The organism is Streptomyces uncialis, from assembly GCF_036250755.1.
Taxonomy (GTDB): Bacteria; Actinomycetota; Actinomycetes; order Streptomycetales; family Streptomycetaceae; genus Streptomyces; species Streptomyces uncialis.
This window is the reverse complement of the sequence record NZ_CP109585.1, coordinates 22,338-44,537: the sequence shown is the minus strand read 5'-3', so window position 1 is coordinate 44,537 and position 22,200 is coordinate 22,338. Positions and strand designations below refer to the sequence as shown.

Genomic DNA, 22,200 nt, shown 5'->3' with positions numbered 1-22,200 from the left:
GCCCACCCGGAACCCGCCCCCGCCCGCCACGACCGGCAAGGAGAACCAGCCGTGCACGACCAGCCCGCCTCCCGCCCCCAGCTCAGCGACGACCAGGCGGCCACCGAAGCCCGACGCCTCATCGAGGCCGCCTACCGCCCCCCGGCCCCCGCACCGACCTCGTACCGCGACACCAGCCCCCTCCCCCGTACCGGACCCACCCCGCCCGTGCCCCAGCCCGGACGGCCCCCGATGAGCCAGAACGCCGCCGACGTCAGCGGCCTCATGCTCGCCGTCGGCATCGCCTCCGTCCCGGTCGGCGGCTCCGTCTCCCTCGTCCTGTGGACCGCCGGCCAGACCGACCCGCTCGCCCTCGCCGTCATCTGCGCCGCCCCGGTCGCCCTCCTCGCCGCCCTGTCCCGGGTCGTCAAGCGGGCCAAGGAGGCCCGCGAAGCCGCCCCGCCCGTCATCCACCAGCACTACGAGGGCACGGTCCACCAGGACCACAGCAGCTACACCACCGAGACGCGCGGTCTGATCGCCCGGACCACCAACGACAACCGCCGCTGACAAGAACCCGTAATCGCACCAGCCCACCAGCTATTAGCCCTGTTGGACCCAACAGGTCCAACAGGGCCGTAGGGAGAGTCCATGCCTGACCGACAGCCCTCCGTCCTCGACGAGCCCGCCCTCCTGGTCCTCGTCGGCCCCGCCGGGGCGGGCAAGTCCCGAGTGGCCCGGGCGCTGCCCGGCCACCGCCTCGAACTCGACGCCATCCGCGCTCTCGTTTCAGGCTGCGGAGGCGACCAGAGCGCCACCGGGGCCGCCGTCACCGTCTTCGACCTGGCGCTGGAGGGATGCCTCAGCCGTCACCGGCAGGTCGTCGTCGACGCCACCAGCACCGAGCCCCGCATCCGTGCCGGTCTCCTCGCCCGGGCCCGCACCCACCAGGTGCCCGCCGTGGCGATCGTCGTCCGCACCCCGCTCGCCGCCTGCCAGGCCCGCCAGCACAACCGGCCCGCCGCCCGGCAGGTGCCCGCCGGGGTGGTCGCCGTACAGCACGCCCACACCCCCACCACCGGGCGGCTGCTCGCTGAGGGCTTCACGCACGCGTTCTACGCCGACGACCTGGACCTGATGCGCCGGATGCTCCGGCACTCCGCGGCCGCCGGGCCGGACCTGCTCGCCGACGTCCGCCGCGACTTCGGCGACGACCTCGCCGCCGTTTTCACCCGGCACCCCACCACCGCCGCCGACTTCACCAGCGGCACCTTCGCCGTCGCCGGACAGGAACTCGACATCCGCTGGAACGACGACGGCGACCCGTACGACCACCACTGGCAGGCCCTGGTCCCCTGCCCCGAGGGCTGCCCCGGCCCGGCCTGGAACCGCGTCACCGGCCCCGGCGGCCTCCTGGCCGTCCACCAGGGCCACCCCCTGGACGACGAGGCCCGGTGCGACCGCTGCGACGACCGCCCCGGCCACGGCCGTACGGAGGGCTGACCGATGGTCCTGTCCGTCAGCGCCGTCCTGCTGCTCGCCATCGCCGTCTTCCTGCTGATCCGCAACGGATCGCTGACCACCGGCCCCGCCCTCGCCGCCGGCGGCCTCGGCTTCTTCCTCGCCTCCACCGGCCTGGCCACCCCCATCAACGAGACGCTGACCGCGCTCGCCGACCTCGTCCACCAGCTCAGCATCTGACCGGAGGAAACCAGTGACCAGCCACATCACCGTCAGCCACGGCGGCGACTTCTTCGGCGTGGACCGTTTCCCCACCCGCCAGCTCCGCGAACTCGGCCAGTACGTCCGGTGCGTTCTCCCCGCCGCCGACCAGCCGCCCCTCACCCGGCTCCTCGACACCGCTGGCGACACCGGACACTCCATCGACTCCGACCAGGCCGCGCTCCTCGCGGCCCTCCTGCGCCGCACCGCCGCCAGCAGGCACATCAAGAAGCCGTACGCCGAAGCCGCAGCCCGCCTCCAGGCCGCAGCCGCCACCGCGGCCGCCGCCCCCGAGCCCTGGACCTGGGCCACTACCGACGACCCCGCCTGAGCCGGAACCGGAGACGGAACCACATCAGGCCTATTGGACCCAACACCCCTAACCCGGGGCGGCGACGCCGCCCGGAAGAACCCGGAGGACACCGTGAAACTGCCGTGGATGAGCCGGAGCGACCGCCGCCAGTGGGCGGCCCCGCAGACCGTCACCGCGCTCGGAGAGCCCATGGCCCGGTGGCTGGAGGGCGCCATCCGCTCCTGGCCCGGCTACGCCCCGAACCACGGACCCGAGCCGGAGACGGCCCACCTGGTCCCCTCGCTCGCCGCCCTGAACCGGGCCGGATTCCTCACGACCTGCTCGCAGCCCGGCCTGGCCGGGACCGGCGTCGACGGCCTGTGGTGGGAACAGCGGGCCGCGGCCGAGGGATACATCGCCGACCGGCCTCTGTACCACCGCCTGCTGGCCGCCGCCGACGACGCCGGACTCACCGTCGTGATCAACGACCCCGGAACCCGCACCTACGAGACCCCGGAGATCGTCACCACCTGCGACGGCGAACCGGTCACCGCCTTCGGCCACCTCCTCGGCTACCGGGACATGCGCGTCCAGTGGCGGGGCGTCAGCCCGGCCGCCTTCCTCGACCTGGCCGGTGCGGTCAGCCTGGCGATCATCGCCCCCGAATACGGAACCGCCGGCGAACGGCTCTGGCCCGTCCTCGACCTCGTCACCGGTCTGCGCGCCGACGCCCCAGGCTGCCCCTGGTCACCGGCCCCCCGGCAGACCGCCCGGGGAGGCAGCCGTGGCTGACACGGACATCCGTCTGGACGAGGCCGCCCGCACCGTCCTTACCGAGATCGGACGCGCGGACACCAAGAGCGGAGTGCTGCTCACATCGTTCAGCCTGCCGCTCGCCGTGCTCCTCGCCACCGTCCCCGGCCGTGACCTCCCGCCGCTGACCGCCGTCCTGGTCGGCGTCGCAGTCGTCGGCCTGGCCGCCGCGATCTTCCTGATCCTCGGCGTGGTCCGCCCCCGCCTGGTAGGGGCCCCGAGAGGCACCTACCTCTACTGGAGCGACTGCACTCCCGACGAGCTCCTGACGGATCTGCAGGGGCCGCCGTCCCGCCAGGCCGAGGATGTGGTGCGCCTGTCCCGGATCGCCCGCCGCAAGCACCGCGGACTGCGGCGCGCGATCGACATCACCCGGGCCGCGCTCGCCGTCCTGGCGGCCGCCGCCGTCGCCGCCCTCCTCTAGTTGGACCTGTTGGACCCAACAGGTCCGGCGGTCCACTGCCCGCGCCGGGGCGGCCGTGCCGCACACCCGCACGCCGCCCCGGGCCCACCCCGACGAGAACAGGAAACCCCGATGACGATCCTCCACTGCCTCATACCCGCGGCCCTGGCCGCCGGATGGGCCGCCCACGCCCGCCGGCTCCACCAGCGTCTGCACCGCCTGCGTCACGACCCGCTGACCGGTCTGCTCACCCGCGACGGATGGACCCGAACCGCGCACCGGATCCTCAGCCGCCACCCCCGCGCCGTCGTGGTCCTCAGCGACCTCGACGGCCTGAAGGCGGTCAACGACCGCTACGGGCACGACGCGGGCGACGCGCTGATCGCCGCCACCGGTGAGCGGCTTGCCCGGTGGTGCGGCGGCCACGGTGTCGCCGGACGCCTCGGCGGCGACGAGATGGTCGCGGTCCTCCGCGACGACGGAGACCTGCCGCAGCGTCTCGACGAACTCGCCCGGCTCCTGCGCCAGCCCGTCGACCACCTGGGCGTGAGCCTGCCCGCCGGGGCCTCCCTCGGCGCCGCCCGGCTCGCCGCCCTGCCCGAGGCCACCCTGTCCGCCGCCCTCAAGACGGCCGACGCCGAGATGTACGCGGTCAAGGGCCGCGGCCGCCGCGGCCGCCGGACCCGCCCGGCCCTGGCCGCGGCCCGCCGACTCGCCGCCCCGCTCGGGCGTTTCCGGCTCGCCGCCTGACCTCGACCCGACACGAAGAAGGAACCCGAATGAGCATCACGGAATCCCGCCGGACCGTTCTGGACCGCGCCGTTCAGGAACTCGCCGGCACCCGCATGTGGTTCGGCTCCAGCGGACACCTGGTCACCGGCGACCAGGCAGCCAGCCACCTGGAAGCCGCCGCCGCCCTGATGGAACGCCACAACTGGGACCCCCAGCTCTACGCCCCGCTCACCGGCCACCACATCTGGGACGCCCTGCACCGCACCCGCCTCGACGGGACCGGCGACGAGGACACCCAGTCCATCGCCCGCTCGCTGCTGGAGATGCTGCTGCGCCTGCTCACCGGCGCCCCGTACGTCGACTACGAGTCGTGGTCCGAGCACCCGTCCCGGACCCTGCCCGACGTCCTCGTCCTGCTCCGCGCCGCCGCCGACCTCGCCCGGGAACACGGCCCCGCGGCCGCCCCGGACACCCGGCGGGGCAGGATCCAGCCCTGACCAACCTGTTGGACCCAACAGGTCCAACCACCGCCCCGCGCCCCGGCTGCACACCCCGATGCGGTCCCGGACCGGATCCGGCCGGGCAGCCACCACCACATCCGTCCGGGCATTCCGGTCCGCGACGGCAGTGCCGGACGACAGCATGTGGCCCGGAGCCGCCGAAACCGGCCCCGGGCCACTGTGAGAGGAAACCATGACCGAGAGCACCACCCACAGCACCGAGGCGTACTCCGCCGTCGAGAAGGCCGCGAAGCGCCTGCACTGCCTCTACGCACCCAGCGTCCTGGAGCACGCCGCCGCACTCCTCACCGCACTGTGGGCCGCCGGCGAGAAGCACGGAGTGCCGGTCTCCGAGTGGAGCTGGACGGGCGACCTGGCGGGCAGCGCGCTCGGCGCTGTGGCCCGCCAGTACGAGAGCGCCCCGAAGCCGGAGCGCACCGTCGCGCAGGTCGTCTCCCTGCAGGGCCACCTCGTCTCCGCCCTGACGGAGCTCGGTCTCACCGCCCGCCTCGGCGGCCCGGGCGTCATCGTCGAGCGCGGCCCCGACACCCCGCGCGGCGGCTACCACGGCGACGCCGACATCGACGTCCGCATCTACAGCGACGGCGGCTGGGCGTTCTCGTTCGACGCCCAGGGCGCGTCCGTCATGTCGATCGTCGCCCCGGCCTCCCAGGCCGGAGCCTCCCAGGTCGCCGAGATCATCCGCGCCTTCGTGCGCGGCGAGCTCGGCAACCTCTTCTTCCGCCGCTGACCACCACCACGCCCGACCGGCGGGGCCGCCGAAACCGGCCCCGCTCCTCTTGAGGAGCCCCACCGTGACCAACTGGTCCAGCACCACCCTCGTAGCCGTCGCGGACGACTACGACCGCGACATGGGCGACAGCAACGCCCCTCTCGACAGCCGCTTCGGCCGCTACCTCGCCCAGAAGCTCGACGACGGACTGTGGGAGGAGGACCGCACCGACCCGGCCGCCTTCCTCGTATGGGCCTGGTACGTCGCCACCCCGCCGGTGATGTCCCCCGGCTACGTCCGCATCCGCCCCGACCTCGGCGCCGTCCGGCTCACCCGGTCGCAGGAGGACAGCCGCCTCCTGGTCGTCATCGAGACCCCCGTCCAGCACGGCCAGCTCGCCCAGAGCGTGCGCCCGCCGTACACCGTGCGCGACTGGGAGACCGACCGGTACGCGTACTCCTCCGATGGCAGCCACCTGCCCCTTCGGGACCCTGCGGACGAGTCGAAGCCCGCCTTGATGCTCTCCGCCACCCTGCGCCTGCCGACGGACGGCTGGTCCCTGCACCAGCCCGCAGGGAAGTGGCCCGTCGAGGAGCTGCTGATCGACGACGCCAAGCAGGCCGTCGCCGTCGCCGTGGCGGGCATCAACCGCGACGCCGGGCCGATGGTGGCCAAGCTGGTCGGCAGCGAAGGAGGTCACTGGTGACCCGCCTGCCCAACCCGGCGGACATGTCCCACGCGATGCTCATCGCCCTGCTGATGCACCACGGCGGCTCGTTGGAGCTGCCCGCCGCGGCGTTCGAGACCGACGCCCTGGGCGACGGCCGCGGCGCCCACCACGCGGTGCAGCTCGCCCCGCTCGGCGACGGCACGGTCCGTCTGTCCGTCGTCGCCCGCCCGCCCGGCGACAACGCAGGGACCGAAGTCCGCGACCTCTGATTGACCCGCCGCGCTGCGCCAGCTCCTCAGCCGCGACACGAGCGACAACTGACTCGCCCCGCCCACCTCCCCGAAGCCCCCGACCGCGCACCCTGCGGTCGGGGGCTTCGGCATGTCCGGGGGCCGGTCATCCGGTGGGCGAGCAGGCCGTGCGACCGCACGACCAACGGGTAATGCACAGGCAAAGCGCGGCGCGGATCACGGTTCCCCGCAAGGTCAAGAACGGGCAAAGTGCCGGTGCGCCACGGGTGCGCACGGGAGACACGTGACGGGGTACCCATGCTGCCGTCCGACCGCGCCGGACCGCGGACGGTGGACGACGTCCTGGCGCTTGACGACAACGCCTTCCACCGCACCGAGACGGTCGGCGGAGCGCTGCTACTCACCCCCCGCCCCGGCGTCGCGCACCAGCGCGCCGGCGCACCGCGGCCGCCGCCCCTTCGTCGACACCGCCGACGTCCTCCTGGTCGTCGAGATCACCACGGCGGACACCGCGGTGACCGACCGGATCACCAGGCCCGTGCTGTACGCCGAGGCGGGCATCGGGCACCTGTGGCGCCTCGATCTGGAGCCCGCGCCGCACCTGCGGGTCGGCGCTCTGGAGGGCGGCGCGTACGCCACGGTGGCCCGCGTCCCGGCCGGGCGCAGCGCCCGGATCCCGGCCCCGCTCGCGGTCCAGCTCGCCCCCGCCGGCCTCGCCGCGCCGCCCGCGCGCTGACCACCCTCAGTGACCCCCGCCCGTCCGTCCGCGAATCGCGGACACTCTTCCGGGTTTGCCCGGAACGGCCCGGCAGAACCACCCGCAGGCCCGATGACAGGCCCTGTGGCAGACCTCCGCACCGCCGCGCTGTCCCTTCAGCTCAGACGCCTTTTCGGCAACAGCTGATCTCCAGCTACTGTCTAGGACCCCTGTGGATGACTCGATCACCTGTCCACAGGGTCAAGATCAGAAAAGAGCTAGGCACAAAGGGACCTCCCCCCGTCGGGGGAGGTCCGGCAGGCCGGGCCGAACAGCGCACAAGCGCACAAGCGGGGGAGGATGGCCGGTGGCCTGGCTGACGAAGATCAAGGCGGACGCGCAGGTCGAGTACCGGCTGCGCGAGCAGGCCGGATGTGGTGTCGTCGAGCCCGACGCCGCAGAGACCATCGTCCTGGACGACTCGCTCGACGCCGCCGTCGACTACCGGCTGCGACCGGAGGGCGACGGCCACCTGGTGTGGGTCGGCAGCGGAATGGGCGTCTTCGGGTACGCGGCGGGCGAGCGCCTGGACGACGAAGCCAAGGGCGCCGCGCGCCGGATCATGAACGGTTGCCACCCCGCCACCGGTGCCCGGCTGCTCGCCTCCACCGCCTCCGTGCGCGTCCATCCCGACGCACACCTGACCGTGGCGCGGCTGACCGAGGCGATCGAGGCACTGGCCGCCGAGAAGCGTGTCGAGCCGGCCGACCTGCTGGAGGGCAAGCCGAAGCAGCAGCGTGAGCTCGCTACCCAGCAGCGGATGGTGAACCGGTTCGGCGAGGGACAGCGCCTTCAGGTCGGCACCCTGCACAAGCTCGCCCGCGCGGCCGGCCTCGACCTCGTCGATGTCTACGGCACCGACACGGTCGAACAGGCGTGGGCGAGCATCGATAAGCGGATCGACACCCGCGTGCGCGGATGGGACCTCGTGCTCGACCTGCCGAAGTCCGACAGCGCGGTGTCCGGGCTCATGGGCGACCTCGACGAGCGCACGTTCAGGGAGCTCGTGCAGCGGGCGAAGGACGACACGGTCCGCCAGGCCGAGGAGTGGATCGGCTACTCCGTCACCGGCGACGACGGAGAGAAGGTGCGCATCGCCACCGGCGGTCTGCTCGGCTGGTCGGTGGAACACCTCGCCGCACGTCCGGTGACGGCGGGCGAACCCGGCGACCCGCACCTGCACGTCCACGTCACGATCGCCAACATGGCCCTGTGCGAGGACGGCGAATGGCGGTCCGTCGCGAACAGCGGGAAGGACTTCCACCGTCACGCCAAGGCCCTCGACGGGTACTTCAAGGCGCGGGTGAGGGAGCTGACGTACGAGCGGTTCGGCATCCGTCGCGAGTACAACCCGGACACCCGCGCGTGGGAGATCCGCCACGTCCCCGAGGAACTGCGCGACGCGTTCTCCCGCCGTCACGCACGCGTCAACGAACTCGTGGGCGAGGACGCCTCACGCGCAGACCGGCAGCGCGCCGCCGACGAGACCCGCCGCGCGAAGGTCGACGCCGACGCGTCCGGGATGCGCTCCAGCTGGCGCACCCGCGCCGGGTCCGTCGTCGGCGACGTCGACGCGATGGTGGCGGCCGCCGCACCCGGACCGCCCGACCCCGGCGGCGCGGCCGTCGACGGACCCGGCGGCGGCCCGCGCGTGCCCCCGCCGGCCGACCTCGCCCGCGTCGTCTTCGACGTCGAGACCGGGCTGACCGCGTCGGAGAAATCGTTCAGCCGCGCGCAGCTGCTCGCCGCCGTGGCGAACGCGATGGAGTTCGGCATCGGCGCCGAGCCGGGCCTCCTGGACGAGCTCGCCGACCAGGTCCTCGCCGTCGAGGGGTACGCGGTGCGGCTGCCGCACACCGGCTCCACCCTCATGTCGTCGATGGACCGCTACACCACCCGCGACATCCTCGACGCCGAGAAGACCGTCATCACCCAGGCCAAGACCCGGTTCGACGAGGCCGCGGTGAAGCTGACCGCCGAGCAGGCCGCTGCCGCCATGTCGGTGTTCGAGGTCGCCAACGGTTTCACCCTGTCCGACGAACAGCGCGCCGCGATCGAACGGACACTGACCGCTGGGCACGGCATCGACGCGCACATCGGCGCCGCCGGCACCGGCAAGAGCACGCTCATGGAGGCGTGCAGGATCGCGTGGGACGCCACCGGCCACACGTACGCCGGCGCGACGGTGAGCGCGGTCGCGGCCCAGAGCCTTACCGACGCCTCGGGCATCCCGGCCCGCTCGATCGCTTCCTGGCTCCAGCAGATCCGCGACAGCAAGGGACTCACGGGCATCGACGTCCTGGTGATCGACGAGGCGACCATGTCCAACGACCGGCAGGCCGCCGCGCTGATGACGGAGGCGGCCCGTACGGGGACGAAGATCGTGGCGATCGGTGACCCGAAGCAGCTGCAGGCGATCGGCCCGGGCGGCTGGTTCAAGGAGGTTCACCGGCTCGTCGGCGGGCTGACGCTCACGGAGAACCGCCGCCAGCGCAACGACGCCGAGCGCGCCGCGCTGGAGGTGTGGCGCACCGGCGACCACGAGCAGGCCCTGCGCATCCTGGCGGACACCGGCCGGGTGCACGCCGCCGAGACCGCCATCGAGGCCCACGGGCAGATCCTGACCACCTGGGACGAGGTGCGCACCCGCTGGGCCGATCCGCACGACCTGATCGACGCGGTGACCGTGCTGGCCGCCAAGAACGCCGACGTCGAGGTCCTCAACCTTGGCGCCCAGCAGATCCGCCGGCAGCGCGGCGAACTCGGCACCGAGCACCGCTTCGCCCTGTCCGGCGGGGCAGACCTGAACCTCGCCGTGGGCGACCTGGTGCGCGTACGCGAGAACGACTACCGCAGCAGGCGCGGCGAAGGCCCGGACGTCCTCAACGGCTACCGGGCCGTGGTCAGCGCGATCGACGACGCCCACCGCGTCGAGATCACCTGGCGCGACAAGAAGACGAACGACCACGTGTCCGCGTGGTTCGAACCGAAGGCCATCAGCCGCGGCGCCCTCTCCCTCGGCTACGCGATGACGGTGGCCGCCAGCCAGGGCCTCACCAGCGAGGTGGGTCTGCTGTACGGGCACGGCGCGAACGCCTTCGCCGTCTACCCCGGCATCACCCGCGGCCGTCAGGAGAACCACCTCTGGCTGCCCCTGCAGGTCGTCGAGGACGACGAGACGCAGGCCCGCCTCGGCGCGGCCCGCACCGAGGCCGAGCGCCTGCAGCGCGCCGTCACCGCGTTCGCGAAATTCCTCGGACAGGACTGCGGCGACTACATGGTGTCGGACCTGCTGCGGGAACCGCCGGCCCCGGCCCGGGTGCCGGAGCAGGCAGCCGAGCGCGAGCACGAACGGGCCCGCGAGGAGAGCGAAGCCGCCCTACGGCGGGTCCGTGCGGCGACAGCCGTCTCCACCGGCCGCGCACGGGAGGCGTACGAGCAGGCGCAGCGGCTCGCCGCCGAGGAGCGCGCCGCCACGGTCGAGCCTGCGGTGGAGTTCGAGCCCGCCGGCGCGGACGAGACCCGGGAGCGTGCCGCCAGCGAGAAGAGCCTGGCGGAGACCCAGCGGTTGCGCGAGATGGCGGCCGTACTGCCCTGGAAGGCCCGGCCGTACGGCAAGCGCTCGGACGCCGACCTCGCCCGGGCGGCCGGCCTGGCCCATGAGGGGATCGGGATGGCCGAGCGCGGGGCGAGGGACGCGACGGAGAAGGCACGCCTCCTTGAGGAGCGCCTGGCCCAGGAGAAGGCCGCCGGGCAGACCCGCGGGCAGGCCATCGTCGTCGAGGCGGCGACCCTGCTCGACCAGGCGGAGGCGAAGGCGAAGGAGGCCGCCCAGGAGCTCGCCCGGGAGGCCAACGCGCGCAAGGAGGCGGAGCAGCGGGACAAGCACCTGCGTGAATACCTGGAGCCGAAGAAGGACCTGACCCGCTGGGAGCGGGTGCGCGCCAACATCACCAAGAAGCAGATCGAGGCGGACATCAAGGCCGTCACCGCCGAGCGGGCGGCCTGGCGTACGGAGGAGAGCGAGGCGCGCAACGCCGCTCGGGACGCCCGCGTCGAGGCGTGGGAGACGATCCGCACCAGCAAGCACGTCGGGCAGTTCCGCGACGTCGAAGCGGAGAAGTTCGCCCCGGCCGACCTCGACACCGTCACCGAGCGGCTGGCGACGATGCGCGAGCAGCTTCCCGATATCGAGCGGCGCATCGACCGGCGCGACGCCCAGAAGCTGACCAGTCTGCAGGGCGAGGCCACCAAGTACACCGAGGCGGCCGCCAAGCATCGGACGACCGTGGCCACGGTCAGGACCGAGCAGGCCCGCCGCGCCGACATCGCCGAGAAGTATCCCGAGCTGCACGACAAGGAGACCAAGGCCCGCCGTTCGTACGCGATCGAGCAGAAGCGTGCGGCCATTGAACGGTCCCGGGCGGCCGCGCAGTCGTCGGCCACCGCTTACCGCCACACCCCGCCCTCCCAGGGCAGGAGCGGGCCGTCCAGGTAAGACCTGTTGGGCCCAACAGTCTCAACAGGGTGTGAACAGGCATGGAGAAGCCCCCGGCAGCGCTCGGTGCAGGAGCAGCTGCCGGGGGCTTCATTCGTCGCCCGGGCCCACGGGGGGAGGCGCCGGGAGACGGCTCAGGGGGACGAGACAGCGGCCTCGTCGGCGGGCACGCAGGACTGCAGCCGGTCCAGGCGTTCGTACAGAGCGCGGATCAGCCGGGCCCGGTTGTGCAACCCGTTCAGGCTCGTGCACGGCTGCGACAGGCGTCCGTCGGCCTCCTGCAGGATCAACTCGGCGAACAGGGGGTTTAGCCAAGGTGAGCCCAAAAGGGGCAGTGGGATGGTCTTGAAGGTGTGAGTCGCGTTCTGGGATTACCTCCGAGGGCTTGGCCCTGTCCCGGGTTCCGCTGTTGACGTCGGCCTCGGTGTCCCACGTCACCCGGACGGGTGGACATGCGCCGTGCCCGCCCCGCGATTGTTGCCCGCCGGGTGGTGGGCGGGTAGGCCTGATGCGGGGCCCGGCCCCGCATCCCGACCATCCTGCCGAGAAAGGCCCTCCCCGTGGCCACTGATTACAAGTCCCAGCGTTTCCAGGAACTCTTCGACGCCCTCGACCCCGACCGGAACGGCGTCGTCGGCAAGCACAGCTTCGAGAACCTGATCTCGCGCCTCGCCCACAATTCCGACACACACATCGACGACCTCCGAAAGGGGTTCCTCGAGTTCTGGCGCGCGGTGCAGAGCCGCAGCGAGAACCGGCCCAGCCTGTCCAAGCAGCAGTTCGTCGACGCGCTGAACGCCACACACAGGAGGGACTTCGACAGCCTGTCCGGGCGCGTGTTCGCCTCCGCGTTCGGCTTCGGCGAAGTGACCAAGGACAAATTCGTGCGTTACTACACGGCTGCGGGCGGCGACGAAGCCGCCGCCCAGGAAGTCTTCACCCGGCTCGACGGCGACCGCGACGGTGTGCTCATCCGTCAGGAATTCCACGGCGGCCTCGCCAACTACCTCAGCAACTTCGACGCCCCCGCCAGCAGCGTCGTCCTGGGCGTTGTGTAGGCCACGGACCCGCACCGGTTACCGCAGCCGATGTCGACGCCTCGACACATCCCACTGCCCGTTTGGGCTCACCTTGGCTGGACCCCGTCCAGGCACCGAAGGGGCCGGAGATCACCGTGTGCCGCCGTCGAGCCTGGAGCAGCGCGGGCCGGAAGGGCTGAGCGTGCTCGGGATGCTGTGGCTCAAGGCGGCGATGGCGCAGGCCGCGGCCGCTGAGGCGGACGACTGGAGCCCGGACGTGCTCGCCCGTGCGGTGCCCGGCTTCCTCGACCAGGCCGACGAGCACGCCGAACGCCTCGGGCGCGACGACAACCTGCTGTGGACGTCCTTCGGTCCGACGAACTGCGCGCTCTACCGGGTAGCGGCCCACGTCCAGTTGAGCGAGGGCGCCGACGCCGTGGCGGTCGCGGCGGACATCCCGGCCGTTTCCCTCGCCGGTCTCCCGCGCGAGCGCCGGGCCCACCTCCTCACCGACCGGGCCATCGGCGAGAAGCAGGCCGGGCAGCGCGAGGACGCGGTCGACACGCTCCTGGAGGCGGAGGAGCTCGCCCCCGAGGAAGTGGTGTGCCGACCCCGCACGAAGCGCCTCGTCGAGGACCTGCGCCTGTTGGGAGTCGGCGGCGCCGATGGCCGCTTGCGTGGCCTCGCTGATCGCTGTGGACTGCGCGGATGACCACGAACCGAACCCTGTACCTGATCGCCTGTGCCGCCCCGCCCGCCCGTCGCCTCGAAGTCCCGATCCGCGCCGCCCAGCGGGTCGGCTGGGACGTCTGCCTGATCCTCACACCCTCCGCCCACCGGTGGCTCACCGAGGACGCCGAGGGGGAGATCGAGGCCCTGGAGGAGCTCACCGGCCATCCCGTCCGCTGGCAGTACAAGCTCCCCTCGCAGCCCGACGTCCTGCCCTCGCCAGACGCGATCCTCGTCGCCCCGCTCACCAGCAACACCCTTGCGAAGTGGGCGTCGGCGATCAGCGACACCCTCGCCCTTGGGCTGATCACCGAGGGCATCGGACTCGGCCTGAAGATCGTGGCCCTGCCCCACTTCAACGATGCGCAGGCCGCTCACCCTGCCGTCGCCCGGCACGTCGAGTTCCTGCGCGAGGCCGGTGTCACGGTGCTGCTCGGTGACACCGGCTTCACCCCGCACAAGCCCAAGCAGGGCAACGTCGACGCCTACCCGTGGCAGGCCGGGCTCGAAGCCCTCCACGCCGACGGCTGATCAGCCCTGATTGGTACCGTTAGACCCAACGGGCCCAACCAGGAGCCCGTACGTTCAGCACAGGATGTGCCGCCGGGCCCTCGCCAGCATCGGGTCCAGCGCAACCTTCGGTGGCTAGCGCTTGATGTGCGTGGTGTCGAGGCTGTCGTCGATGCGGTACGTGACGCCGGTCGTCTGGCCGGCTTCCGCGTCGGGGTCGAGCAGGTCCACGAACCCGACGAGCTTGTTGTAGAGCCTGCTGCATCGGGCGGAGACCGCGATGTCCTCCTCCTTCGACCCCTTGTGCAGCGAGTTCAGGAGTTGGGCGAGGTTGTGGCCGGAGAGGATCACCTGCTGCATGCCGTTCCTGGCGGAACCGCTGGCGATCTTCTTGATCCGTCCTTCAGGCAGGTTCGGATCAGTGCCGAACTTCTCCGCGTCGAAGCTTCCTGGTGCGTTCGGGATGTCCAGGATCGTTTTGGGCCTAGTGCTCTGGGTCCACTCGGGTTTCCACTGGCCGAAGGCGCGGATGGCCATGAAGGTCCAGGTGTCTTCGTGGCAGACGAGGGTGAGGTAGGAGACGCCGGTGGCCGCCCGTACGTTCTCGTTGTGCACGGCCAGGTCGGCGGAGTTCTCGGCGATGGCCTTCTGCCGGGCGGACCGGTCCTCCTCGCGCCACCGCTTTTCCTGCTCCCATTGCTCCAGTTCGATCTGCCGCTTGGTGGCCTGGTTGGCCCGGTACTCCTCGCGCCACGTCTTGTACATGCTCCCGCTCCCCGGATTGTTGCTGAAAGTGATCCAAGTGTGCCCCTCCGTATCCGGCCCTGGGGGTCCGCTTTCGGTTTTCCGTGGCTCAGATGTGCGTCAGGCTCCCCCAGTGCCGAAGGAGTAGCGCGGCGTACGGCTGGCAGGGCCGTCAACTCTGATCAATGAAGTTGCGTCCGAGGGGCGAACAGCTTCGGCTGAACGGGGACTTGGCTAGCCCGAACGGGTTCCTCCGTGTCAGTGCCCGTCTCTACGGTGCGGCGCATGAACGAACCCTTGCCGCTGTGCGATGCCCGTACCGACCTCAAGCCCATCGAGGTCCTCTTCCTCCAACAGCTCCCCGAGCCGTCCCACGAACTCGTCGAGTCCCCCCAGTGCGAACTGCAGCGTGAGCACTCCGGTGTCCACATCGCACTGGCGCAGGCATCCGGCCCGGACTCCTGGTGGCTGGTCTGGGCGCCCGGGAACGCCCAGCTGACCGCCCGCGGATGGAACATGGACCGACGCCTCCACGAGATGGACGACTGCCCCGCCACCCAGGGCGAGAGCGAGGACGAGTGCCTGCTACCCGCGCGGCACGCGGGAGCCCACAGCTTCGAGATGGAGAGCAGCGGTCCGCGCGTGCCGTCGGCATTCGCCCGGAAGAAGATGCTGCGCGCGCTGCGAGAAAGCCTGGACGACGACGAGCGGGCGGAACTGGAGGAGATGGAGTCCCTGCTTGCGTCTCCGGAGGGCGACCCGCTGCCGTTGATCACCCAGAACGAGGCTCTCGTCGTCACGACGCTGCTGGGGCAAGTCGCCCTCGACGACTGGCTGATGGAGGACCTGGTGCTCCGCGTCGTCGAGCGCATGGACACCAGGATGCAGGCCCTGGGCCGCTAGGAGTCGGGACTCCACGGAACGATCGGGACGGCCGGGGCCCCGGCCGTCGGCAGACCACACAACGGCAGACGGCAGGAGAACGATCGTGGTGTTCGTCGGGATCCACGAGACGTGGGGGCGCATCGACGCCACCCAGGCAGACCTCGGCTGCGGGCAGGACCGGGTCAGCATCTACAAGGTCAGACCCCCAGCACCACTGACGTGCTACGAGTGCGGCTGGCGGCTGCACCTGGTCCACAAGACTCACGGCTCCTACGAGTTGTGGTTCCTCCGGCACGCCAGCAACCCGCCGTACTGCGAGGCGAGACTCGCGGGCGAGAGCATGGCCCATCACCTCCTCAAGCTCGACCTCGCCCATCACGCACGGGAAGCCGGCTGGCGCGCCGAGTACGAACTGGCCGCCCCGGACGGATCCTGGCGGGCGGATGTGATGGCCGCCTCGCCCGACGAGTCCCGCCGCGTCGCCCTGGAGGCACAGCTGGCGGGCATCTCGATCACCGACATCACGGCCCGCACCGACCGCTACGGCCAAGACGGTGTCGAGGTCTGCTGGTTCACCGACCGCAAGACCGTCCCCTGGCTCGACGCCGTCCCCTCCGTCCAGATCGCCCGGCCCGACGACGGAGGGGGCGTCCAGGTCACCGCCGGAGCGGCCCGGTTCGTTCCCGAGTGGTGCGAGGGCCGGGAGGACTGCAGGAGCGGTGCCCAGTTCGAGCTGCCCTGCAAGGGCCACGGCCAGTGGCTCCCGGCCGACCACCTCACCCTGAGCCGCTTCGTCGCTGCCATCTGCGCGAACACCACCCGCCCCCACCGCCTGCGCACCGGGTTCAGCGACGGCGAGGAAACCTCGCGGTGGGTGACACGCCCCTACTTCCTCCTGGAGGAGGAACAGGTCCAGGCAGCGGCCCGGCACGAGTGCATTCGGGAGCGCCTGGCCTCCGTCCGGCGAAAGCAGGAGGAAGCCCGCAGGGCCGCCGAGCAGCAGCACCTGGCGGCGATCGACGCCCTGCTCCGGCGACAGGAGGCGCTGACCAAGCCCGTGGTGCAGTTCGTCTACCACGAGGCCGGCGTCTACCCCACCATCGCCCGCGACGGCACCCCCGAATTCGCCATGGGCCGCCCGGTGTACGTGAAGGGCAAGCCTTACGCCGTCATCTGCCCCGTCGCCAGCCGCGTCTCCGCCCTGCGAAGCAGACTGACGCCCCTCGTCCTGTTCGCCGCCACCGAGAGCGAGCGCGACCGCATCGCCGCCCAGGCCGCTCCCAGCCAACGCATCGAAGTCCTTGAGCCGGAACCGTCGAAAGAGCCGCCGCCCACTGTCCCAAGCCAGCCCCGCCAGGACGGACTGACCATCAAACAGGCGGTGAACCGGATGTTCGGCCTCGACCGGATGTGACGTGCTCTCGCGCCGTACGGGCCCGGCAGGGGCGGCGGCGGTGCCTACTCCTGGGGCGGCGGTTCGGTGGGGGCCGGTTCGCGGCGGCGGAGGCGGGCCGTCCGGGCGGTGCGGAGGGCGGCGGCCGCCGCGGTGGTGACGACGGCGGCGGCCAGGCTCCCGAGGAACTCGGGAAGCGTCTCGCGCAGCAGGACGAGAAGGTCGGACACGGAGACGGGTACGGCGCGCCGAGGACTCCGTCGCGCGCCGGTTCCTCTCGTGCTCGAAAAGGACACAGCGGTGCACCGACTGGCCGGGAGCCTCGGCCGCAGACACGGTTAGGTCCGCGCGCGTCCGTCAGCTTGTTCCGTTGGCCCGCGCGGGGGTGATCCTCCCTCAGTGCGATGAACATTCTTCCGGCCCGGGCGGCGCCGTGTCCCGGCTTTTCCCGAACGTGGAGCACCGGTTTCCGCGCTCTCGATTCGGCGTCCGCGAGTCGCGGACGGAGGGGGTCGCGTCGGATAAGCTCTCCTTATCCGACGCGACAAACCCGGACAGGCGTGACACCGAGTCAAGACGCCGACTCCCGAAGCGAACAGGAACCCCGCCCGTGGCAGCGCCCGCCCTCTCCTCTCCGTTCTCCACCGCCTCCGCCGACGAACTGACCCTGCGAGATGTCGAGTCCCTCGCCGCCTTCCTCTACGCCCGCCTGGAGGAGTTGAAGACGGCACACGACGACGAGGTCCGCCGACTCGCCTCCGGCTTCCGGTTCCTCCTGAGCCCCCAGCTGCAGGACACCCGCGCCGCGTTCGGGTACGGCGGCCCGCCCGCCCCACTGGCGGCGCGACGCCGCCAGTGGAACAACCTGGTCAGGTTCGGCTCGGGCTGGAAAGGCTGCGACGGCTACGACAGCCAGCTCTGGAAGCACGTCCGTCACGACGACGCGGACAAAGCCGCCCGCGCGGCTGCCGAACGACTGGAGCGACTGTGACCGCCACGACCACCAGCCTCGCCCCTCCCGACGGGGAGGAGCACATACCGGCAGCAGCGGTCCCCGAGCGGCAGGCGCTCATCGAGCGGTGGGCCAAGCGTCACGGCATCGACGCCGCGCGCCGCCTGGCCGACGCCGAGGATCTGGCCGACGCCGTGGCGAAGGAGATCACCCCGGAGAACACCACCGACACCTACGACAAGAGCTGGCGGGTGTGGACCCGGTTCTGCGCCTTCGCCCGGCTGCCCGAACTGGAGGGCTCCCGGGGGTCCCTGGTGGCGTTCGTGACATGGATGCTGCGCGAGGGCCAGCGGAACGGCAAGGGCTACGCCCCGTCGTCGGCCTCCACCCACCTCGCGGCCGCCGTCGTCGGGCTGCGTGAGCGCGGCGTGACGGTCTCCGGTGACGACCAGCGCGAGGCCCGTGCCGCGCTGGAGGGACTGGCGGTCAAGCTCCTGCAGGCCGGGGAGCGGCGGGGCCGCGGGCAGGCGGTCGGCGCCAACGTCGACGGACTGCGCGCCATCGTCTGCGCCTGCCCCGACACCCTCACCGGAGAGCGGGACAAGGCGCTGACCCTGACCGGCTTCCACTACGCCTCGCGCAGCCAGGACCCGGCCGGGCTGCTGACCGGCGACGTCACCCTGCACCCGCGCGGCCTGGTCGTCGCCGTACTCACCGGCAAGACCAAGCACTCCGTGCGCAACGCGAAGATCCGCTACGCCGACGAACCCGAGCTCTGCCCGGTACGGGCCTGGACGGCCTACCGCGCCCGCCTGGTCGCCGAACACGGCCAGCGGTGGGCCGACCCCTCGACGCCGGCGTTTGTCGGTATCGACCAGTGGGGCCACGTCACCGGCGGGATGGGGCCCGACTCCGTCACCCGAGCCATCAAGCGGATCTCGCAGCGGGCCGGGGTGCCCATCGCCTGGACCGGGCACTCCCTGCGCATCGGCCTGGCCTCCGTCGGCCGCCGCAATGGCAAGGACGGCATCACCATCGCCGACCAGGGCGGCTGGGCCCGCCACTCCCGCTCGATGCTCGGCTACATGCAGCGCGACGACGGCTGGGACGACAACGCCTCCGCCGGCCTCACCTAAAACTGGATCGGCTCCATCGCAGAACAGAGAAAGGGGTGGCGCGGGTGCAGAACACACATGCCGTCATCGTCGTCACGCAGAAGCTCACGCGTAAGGGCACCGGCAAGGGCACTCCCGCATCCGTCTATACCGCCCACTGCCCGGCGCTCGGCCTTACCGCAGAGAGCTCCAGCACTCCGGAGGACGCCGTCCGGCGCCTGACGGAGTCCGTCCCCGCCGACGCCGCTGCCACGCTCCAGCAGCAGGTGCCGGACGAACTGGTTGCTGTCCTGCCGGTCAAGCTCCTGGCGGTCGACGAGGCCGGTGGGCCCGCAGTCGAGTGGGGCACGATCGGAGAGGACCACTTCACCGACGCCCGTTCCATCGGCAGCAACGAGCCCACTATCGGTGCGGTGCAACGCCTCCTGAACGAGAAGGAGCGTGCGGCGTTCCTTGCCGAGATCCAACGCGCGACGCTCGGCGACCAGCTCACCCGGGTGCTGACTCGTTGGTGGGTGCACGCACTACTGGGCAGGTACGACATCCAGGTGCCGGAGAGCATGGACATGCGGCTGATCGAGCTTCCCCGCACGTAGCCGGTCCCACGTCAGCCCCTGTTGGGTCCAATGGGTTCAACAGGGGCTGACGTGCGTCTGCCACCGGGCACGGTTCCGCCGGCCCTGCCTGACCATCGCCAAGCGCACCCAGCGGCGCACGCTGCGACCGGAGGTGACCCCTTCGCTGCGCAGAGGACGCCACAGGGAAGTAGTCGGCGTGCGACGTCGCGGAAAAGGGGGTTGAGGAACATCGGAACGAAACTGGCGCTACGGCGTCCAGCGCGCGTACACCGCGGCGGTCGCCAGGGTGTGGCCGGGTACGCGCTCACCCCGCAGCCACCGCCGTGGGTCTGGAGGCCCGGCTGCTCGCCGCCGTCCTTCTTGCCCCCCGTTCCCTGACCGCGGGCCGTGGCTATAGGTGAACAGGGCTCAGAAGGTGAAGCCGGACCGTCGCGTCAGGACTTGTGGTGGCGGGGAGCCGGCCGTCGGGGGAGAACGCCAGCCGGGTGCCCTTGCGGGCCGTACTCACTCAGGCGGGCGCCTGCGGCGGCCGGGCTGCGGCTCGCTGCGAGGCTGCGGGGTGAACACGCCCCGAGCTCTCAGCTCGTCCAGCTCGTCGGCGCTGCCCTGCCGGTACAGGGGTTCCGCGCCGAGGTCCGCCGTCGCTGCCACGACCCGGTCGTGGGGCGTCACCGTCCCAGGGTCGGCGGAACGAGCGTGCGTCTCCTGGGGACCGGCCCCGAGGGGACGGCGGCGAGTCGTCATGAACGGGATCGTACGGTCCGCCGGCGGAGGCAGCAGGGGCACCGGGGTACGTATCCCGGCGCGTGGGCGGACGAAGGATCAGCCCCAGGCCGGTGACCGCCGGTGACCGCCGGTGGCAGCCCGTGCGGTCCAGTACGGAGCGCGATCCGGTGCCCCGCGCCAAGAACCCACTGGTGGTGATGTCTGCTCAGCTGCGCGTTGTCCGGGCCGCGTTGGGGGCGGCAGCCCCAGTGAAGTGAGTTGTTGAACGGTCACCTGTCCACCTTGTTCCGATTCTGATTTTGTGACATACGCAACTCCGATCGGGGAACTCGCACCCGGCTCCGGGTGCACACCGACGCCCTGCTGGAGCGAAGAGTCCCGGCGCTGCGTGAAGTTGGGGGTGCTTGTCCTCTACAGCTGTTCAGGGGGGTGCGCAGCCCCCCGGTCGGCTTGTGTCCAGGGGGAGTTCACCCGACGACGGATTTCGCAGCGTGCGGGTACGCTCATCCCAGTCAGTCATCTCTTGAGGCCTCCGAGCGATCGCGCCTCCCCGCGGGAGTCACGAATTCTGTGGGTCTCGTCATGGGCACCTGCGAAATCCGCAGGGCTCCTGGAAAGAGGTGATTGGGCCCGATGCCGGAACAGACCGAGCTCGACGGACACTGCCGCTGCTGCAGCAAGCGGGGGCAGGCGCCGTTGAGCGAAGATGCCGAGGCTGAGGGGCGCTGCCGCTGTGGCGGCCAGCGGGTCCCGCCGTACCGAAAGGCGGGTCGCTGGCTGGGGCCGGTGGTTCTCACGGTCTACCGGATCGTGAGGGACTCCGGGCTCCTGTAACGCGAAAAGCCCCGACCTAAAGGTCGGGGCCGCGCTGCAGACGGAGTGCTGACGGAAGGCCTCACCAAGATGCTTCGCGGGCGTCGGGTGGGGCCTTTCTGTTTTCCGAATGCGGGTACCACCGTCAGCCCTGGAGGGGTCGCCGATGTGATGGCGATCACACCGGGTGGCGGTGGCGCGTCCCCATCTTGCCCTGACCCATCGCGGTTGTGCATCGGGCGGTCACATGTTGATCTGCGAAATTAAATACCATTTACCAGCAAACGCCCCGATATAGAGCCCCAGTTTCGATTGGCATGTGGTGCAGGTCACAACCCTGATGGGGGAAGCGGGGCACACCCGAGCGGTTCCCTTTGGGCGTATTTGCGGGGTGTTCACCTTGAGCTAAAGGCGGAATGACCTGTTCCGAAAATGCGGGGAGGTACTTTACTCCGCCGCACTGACAGGCCACCGCGTCAGTCCGCTGCTTCACTCCAACGGGTATGTACCGACCGTATAGCCAGGCACTGTCAGTTGCCGGTTGCGCAACCGCCCCGTGTTCTGCACAACCTGCTGCCGGACGGCCCGCCGTGCCAGCTTCATTCGCCGGCGCCCCACCGCATGGGCTTTCCGGTCTCCGGCTCCTCCGCGGCGGGAGCAAGGGGGCGGTCTCCCGATCAGACAGGCCGTGAACCGGATGTCCGCCTCGACCGCATGCGGGACTCCCGCATCGCCCGGACGGATGAACGGGACCCGCCCGCCCGGTCGGCGGGCGTACCGTGGTCCGCAGAGACGAGGGAGGCAGCGGTGACCGAGACCTGGACGACCCGCATCGGCGGTGAGCCGGTGGAACTCCCCATGACGATCGAGAGCGTGCGGGCCGCGCTCCCCGAGGCGGAGCGGGCGGAGTTCACCGCGCAGGTCGAGAGCACCCCGGGCCCGCAGCTCGCCCAGGTCCTCGCCACCTGGGCGCTCCCAGCGGCGGCGTGGGAGCAGATCGACGCCGACGTGGCCCGGGTCGAGGCCGGGGACCACAGCGGCTTCCACCCGCAGGACGAGCGCTACGTCTCCCCGGAGGTGGCGTGAGCCGCCGTTTCACCGTCCAGTACACCGACCAGGCCCAGGACTCGCTCAACCGGATGTCCCCCGCCGCCCGGGCCCGCTTCGAGACGGGGATGGCCCGGCTCGCCGGTGACCCGGACGGACACGGCTCCACCCCGGCGAAGAGCGGCCGCGAGAAGGACAGAAGGTCCGCCACTGTCGCGGGGTTCGTCGTCGTCTACTACGTGAGCCGCAGCGTCCTCCTCATCACCGCCCTGCACATCATCGGCGGCTGACCCCCCCTTAGGGACGGCGTGTGTCAGTTCTCGGGCGCTCGGCCCCGGT

At 71.4% G+C, this 22,200-nt stretch carries 27 protein-coding genes; 23 read left to right on the top strand and 4 right to left on the bottom strand.

What is annotated here, in order from left to right; translation table 11 throughout:
• Positions 1-51 precede the first annotated feature (51 nt).
• The 13 genes from OG711_RS38970 (at position 52) to mobF (ending at position 11,350) form a co-directional block, all read left to right on the top strand.
• The gene (locus OG711_RS38970; RefSeq protein ID WP_329564545.1) at positions 52-549 is read left to right on the top strand and encodes a hypothetical protein; all 498 of its coding nucleotides are present in this window, start codon (positions 52-54) and stop codon (positions 547-549) included.
• Positions 550-630: 81 nt separating this feature from the next.
• Positions 631-1,482, top strand: coding sequence for an AAA family ATPase (locus OG711_RS38965; RefSeq protein ID WP_329564544.1), 852 nt, complete (start codon positions 631-633; stop codon positions 1,480-1,482).
• A 3-nt stretch (positions 1,483-1,485) separates the two neighbouring features.
• Positions 1,486-1,680: a hypothetical protein gene (locus OG711_RS38960; RefSeq protein WP_329564542.1), complete on the top strand. Its 195-nt coding sequence runs from the start codon at positions 1,486-1,488 to the stop codon at positions 1,678-1,680.
• A gap of 13 nt (positions 1,681-1,693) precedes the next feature.
• Positions 1,694-2,032, top strand: coding sequence for a DUF7739 domain-containing protein (locus OG711_RS38955; protein WP_329564541.1), 339 nt, complete (start codon positions 1,694-1,696; stop codon positions 2,030-2,032).
• Positions 2,033-2,140: 108 nt separating this feature from the next.
• Positions 2,141-2,785 carry a DUF6919 domain-containing protein gene (locus tag OG711_RS38950; RefSeq protein ID WP_329564540.1) on the top strand — a complete coding sequence of 215 codons (645 nt, stop codon included), beginning with the start codon at positions 2,141-2,143 and terminating at the stop codon, positions 2,783-2,785.
• Positions 2,778-3,230 (top strand): Pycsar system effector family protein, encoded by a 453-nt coding sequence (locus OG711_RS38945; RefSeq protein ID WP_329564539.1) that lies wholly within the window; start codon positions 2,778-2,780, stop codon positions 3,228-3,230. Before OG711_RS38950 ends, OG711_RS38945 begins: the two co-directional genes overlap by 8 nt.
• 111 nt (positions 3,231-3,341) lie before the next feature.
• A complete protein-coding gene (locus OG711_RS38940; protein WP_329564537.1) occupies positions 3,342-3,959 on the top strand; it encodes a GGDEF domain-containing protein in 618 nt (205 codons plus the stop codon).
• A gap of 29 nt (positions 3,960-3,988) precedes the next feature.
• Positions 3,989-4,438 (top strand): DUF6197 family protein, encoded by a 450-nt coding sequence (locus tag OG711_RS38935; protein ID WP_329564535.1) that lies wholly within the window; start codon positions 3,989-3,991, stop codon positions 4,436-4,438.
• A gap of 196 nt (positions 4,439-4,634) precedes the next feature.
• Positions 4,635-5,192: a hypothetical protein gene (locus tag OG711_RS38930; RefSeq protein WP_329564533.1), complete on the top strand. Its 558-nt coding sequence runs from the start codon at positions 4,635-4,637 to the stop codon at positions 5,190-5,192.
• Positions 5,193-5,256: 64 nt separating this feature from the next.
• Positions 5,257-5,880 carry a hypothetical protein gene (locus OG711_RS38925; protein WP_329564531.1) on the top strand — a complete coding sequence of 208 codons (624 nt, stop codon included), beginning with the start codon at positions 5,257-5,259 and terminating at the stop codon, positions 5,878-5,880.
• Complete coding sequence (locus tag OG711_RS38920) at positions 5,877-6,113, top strand: pRL2-19 (RefSeq protein WP_329564529.1); 237 nt, start codon at positions 5,877-5,879, stop codon at positions 6,111-6,113. Before OG711_RS38925 ends, OG711_RS38920 begins: the two co-directional genes overlap by 4 nt.
• Before the next feature lie 331 nt (positions 6,114-6,444).
• The gene (locus OG711_RS38915) at positions 6,445-6,831 is read left to right on the top strand and encodes a Uma2 family endonuclease (RefSeq protein WP_329564528.1); all 387 of its coding nucleotides are present in this window, start codon (positions 6,445-6,447) and stop codon (positions 6,829-6,831) included.
• Positions 6,832-7,159: 328 nt separating this feature from the next.
• The gene (gene mobF / locus OG711_RS38910) at positions 7,160-11,350 is read left to right on the top strand and encodes a MobF family relaxase (protein WP_329564526.1); all 4,191 of its coding nucleotides are present in this window, start codon (positions 7,160-7,162) and stop codon (positions 11,348-11,350) included.
• Between the two features lie 134 nt (positions 11,351-11,484).
• Here the strand turns inward: mobF and OG711_RS38905 are convergent, their stop codons facing one another.
• Entirely contained in the window at positions 11,485-11,640 is a 156-nt protein-coding gene (locus OG711_RS38905) for a hypothetical protein (RefSeq protein ID WP_329564524.1), read from the bottom strand.
• A gap of 270 nt (positions 11,641-11,910) precedes the next feature.
• Here OG711_RS38905 and OG711_RS38900 point away from each other — a divergent pair, with 270 nt between their 5' ends.
• The 3 genes from OG711_RS38900 (at position 11,911) to OG711_RS38890 (ending at position 13,629) form a co-directional block, all read left to right on the top strand.
• A complete protein-coding gene (locus OG711_RS38900) occupies positions 11,911-12,408 on the top strand; it encodes an EF-hand domain-containing protein (RefSeq protein ID WP_329564522.1) in 498 nt (165 codons plus the stop codon).
• A gap of 118 nt (positions 12,409-12,526) precedes the next feature.
• Positions 12,527-13,081, top strand: coding sequence for a hypothetical protein (locus OG711_RS38895; RefSeq protein ID WP_329564520.1), 555 nt, complete (start codon positions 12,527-12,529; stop codon positions 13,079-13,081).
• Entirely contained in the window at positions 13,078-13,629 is a 552-nt protein-coding gene (locus OG711_RS38890; RefSeq protein WP_329564518.1) for a flavoprotein, read from the top strand. The genes OG711_RS38895 and OG711_RS38890 overlap by 4 nt, the downstream gene beginning before the upstream one ends.
• A 114-nt stretch (positions 13,630-13,743) precedes the next feature.
• On the opposite strand, the gene OG711_RS38885 is transcribed toward OG711_RS38890, so the two are convergent.
• Complete coding sequence (locus tag OG711_RS38885; protein WP_329564517.1) at positions 13,744-14,373, bottom strand: hypothetical protein; 630 nt, start codon at positions 14,371-14,373, stop codon at positions 13,744-13,746.
• A 264-nt stretch (positions 14,374-14,637) separates the two neighbouring features.
• Between OG711_RS38885 and OG711_RS38880 the strand changes: the two genes are divergently transcribed.
• Positions 14,638-15,255 carry a hypothetical protein gene (locus OG711_RS38880; protein WP_329564515.1) on the top strand — a complete coding sequence of 206 codons (618 nt, stop codon included), beginning with the start codon at positions 14,638-14,640 and terminating at the stop codon, positions 15,253-15,255.
• Positions 15,256-15,340: 85 nt separating this feature from the next.
• A complete protein-coding gene (locus OG711_RS38875; RefSeq protein WP_329564513.1) occupies positions 15,341-16,651 on the top strand; it encodes a competence protein CoiA family protein in 1,311 nt (436 codons plus the stop codon).
• Between the two features lie 44 nt (positions 16,652-16,695).
• Here the strand turns inward: OG711_RS38875 and OG711_RS38870 are convergent, their stop codons facing one another.
• Positions 16,696-16,860, bottom strand: a complete 165-nt coding sequence (locus OG711_RS38870) for a hypothetical protein (RefSeq protein WP_329564511.1) — start codon at positions 16,858-16,860, stop codon at positions 16,696-16,698.
• A 380-nt stretch (positions 16,861-17,240) separates the two neighbouring features.
• On the opposite strand from OG711_RS38870, the gene OG711_RS38865 reads away from it, so the two are divergent.
• Genes OG711_RS38865 through OG711_RS38855 form a run of 3 tightly spaced genes read left to right on the top strand, consistent with a single transcriptional unit; the run spans position 17,241 to position 19,293 of the window.
• On the top strand, positions 17,241-17,621 hold the full coding sequence (locus OG711_RS38865; protein WP_329564509.1) for a hypothetical protein: 381 nt from the start codon (positions 17,241-17,243) through the stop codon (positions 17,619-17,621).
• Positions 17,618-18,718 carry a site-specific integrase gene (locus OG711_RS38860; RefSeq protein ID WP_329564507.1) on the top strand — a complete coding sequence of 367 codons (1,101 nt, stop codon included), beginning with the start codon at positions 17,618-17,620 and terminating at the stop codon, positions 18,716-18,718. The genes OG711_RS38865 and OG711_RS38860 overlap by 4 nt, the downstream gene beginning before the upstream one ends.
• A gap of 44 nt (positions 18,719-18,762) precedes the next feature.
• Positions 18,763-19,293 (top strand): hypothetical protein, encoded by a 531-nt coding sequence (locus tag OG711_RS38855; RefSeq protein ID WP_329564601.1) that lies wholly within the window; start codon positions 18,763-18,765, stop codon positions 19,291-19,293.
• 486 nt (positions 19,294-19,779) lie between these two features.
• Here the strand turns inward: OG711_RS38855 and OG711_RS38850 are convergent, their stop codons facing one another.
• Positions 19,780-20,019: a hypothetical protein gene (locus OG711_RS38850; RefSeq protein WP_329564599.1), complete on the bottom strand. Its 240-nt coding sequence runs from the start codon at positions 20,017-20,019 to the stop codon at positions 19,780-19,782.
• Positions 20,020-21,621: 1,602 nt separating this feature from the next.
• Here OG711_RS38850 and OG711_RS38845 point away from each other — a divergent pair.
• Positions 21,622-21,900, top strand: coding sequence for a hypothetical protein (locus tag OG711_RS38845; protein WP_329564597.1), 279 nt, complete (start codon positions 21,622-21,624; stop codon positions 21,898-21,900).
• Positions 21,897-22,151, top strand: a complete 255-nt coding sequence (locus tag OG711_RS38840; RefSeq protein ID WP_329564596.1) for a hypothetical protein — start codon at positions 21,897-21,899, stop codon at positions 22,149-22,151. Before OG711_RS38845 ends, OG711_RS38840 begins: the two co-directional genes overlap by 4 nt.
• Positions 22,152-22,200 lie beyond the last annotated feature (49 nt).

Bases quoted from the DNA above. Each gene is read 5' to 3' on its own strand.
- OG711_RS38965 (WP_329564544.1), top strand. From the start codon at position 631: ATGCCTGACCGACAGCCCTCCGTCCTCGACGAGCCCGCCCTCCTGGTC.
- OG711_RS38960 (WP_329564542.1), top strand. From the start codon at position 1,486: ATGGTCCTGTCCGTCAGCGCCGTCCTGCTGCTCGCCATCGCCGTCTTC.
- OG711_RS38950 (WP_329564540.1), top strand. From the start codon at position 2,141: ATGAGCCGGAGCGACCGCCGCCAGTGGGCGGCCCCGCAGACCGTCACC.
- OG711_RS38940 (WP_329564537.1), top strand. From the start codon at position 3,342: ATGACGATCCTCCACTGCCTCATACCCGCGGCCCTGGCCGCCGGATGG.
- OG711_RS38935 (WP_329564535.1), top strand. From the start codon at position 3,989: ATGAGCATCACGGAATCCCGCCGGACCGTTCTGGACCGCGCCGTTCAG.
- OG711_RS38930 (WP_329564533.1), top strand. From the start codon at position 4,635: ATGACCGAGAGCACCACCCACAGCACCGAGGCGTACTCCGCCGTCGAG.
- OG711_RS38890 (WP_329564518.1), top strand. From the start codon at position 13,078: ATGACCACGAACCGAACCCTGTACCTGATCGCCTGTGCCGCCCCGCCC.
- OG711_RS38885 (WP_329564517.1), bottom strand. From the start codon at position 14,373: ATGTACAAGACGTGGCGCGAGGAGTACCGGGCCAACCAGGCCACCAAG.
- OG711_RS38880 (WP_329564515.1), top strand. From the start codon at position 14,638: ATGAACGAACCCTTGCCGCTGTGCGATGCCCGTACCGACCTCAAGCCC.
- OG711_RS38850 (WP_329564599.1), bottom strand. From the start codon at position 20,019: ATGACGACTCGCCGCCGTCCCCTCGGGGCCGGTCCCCAGGAGACGCAC.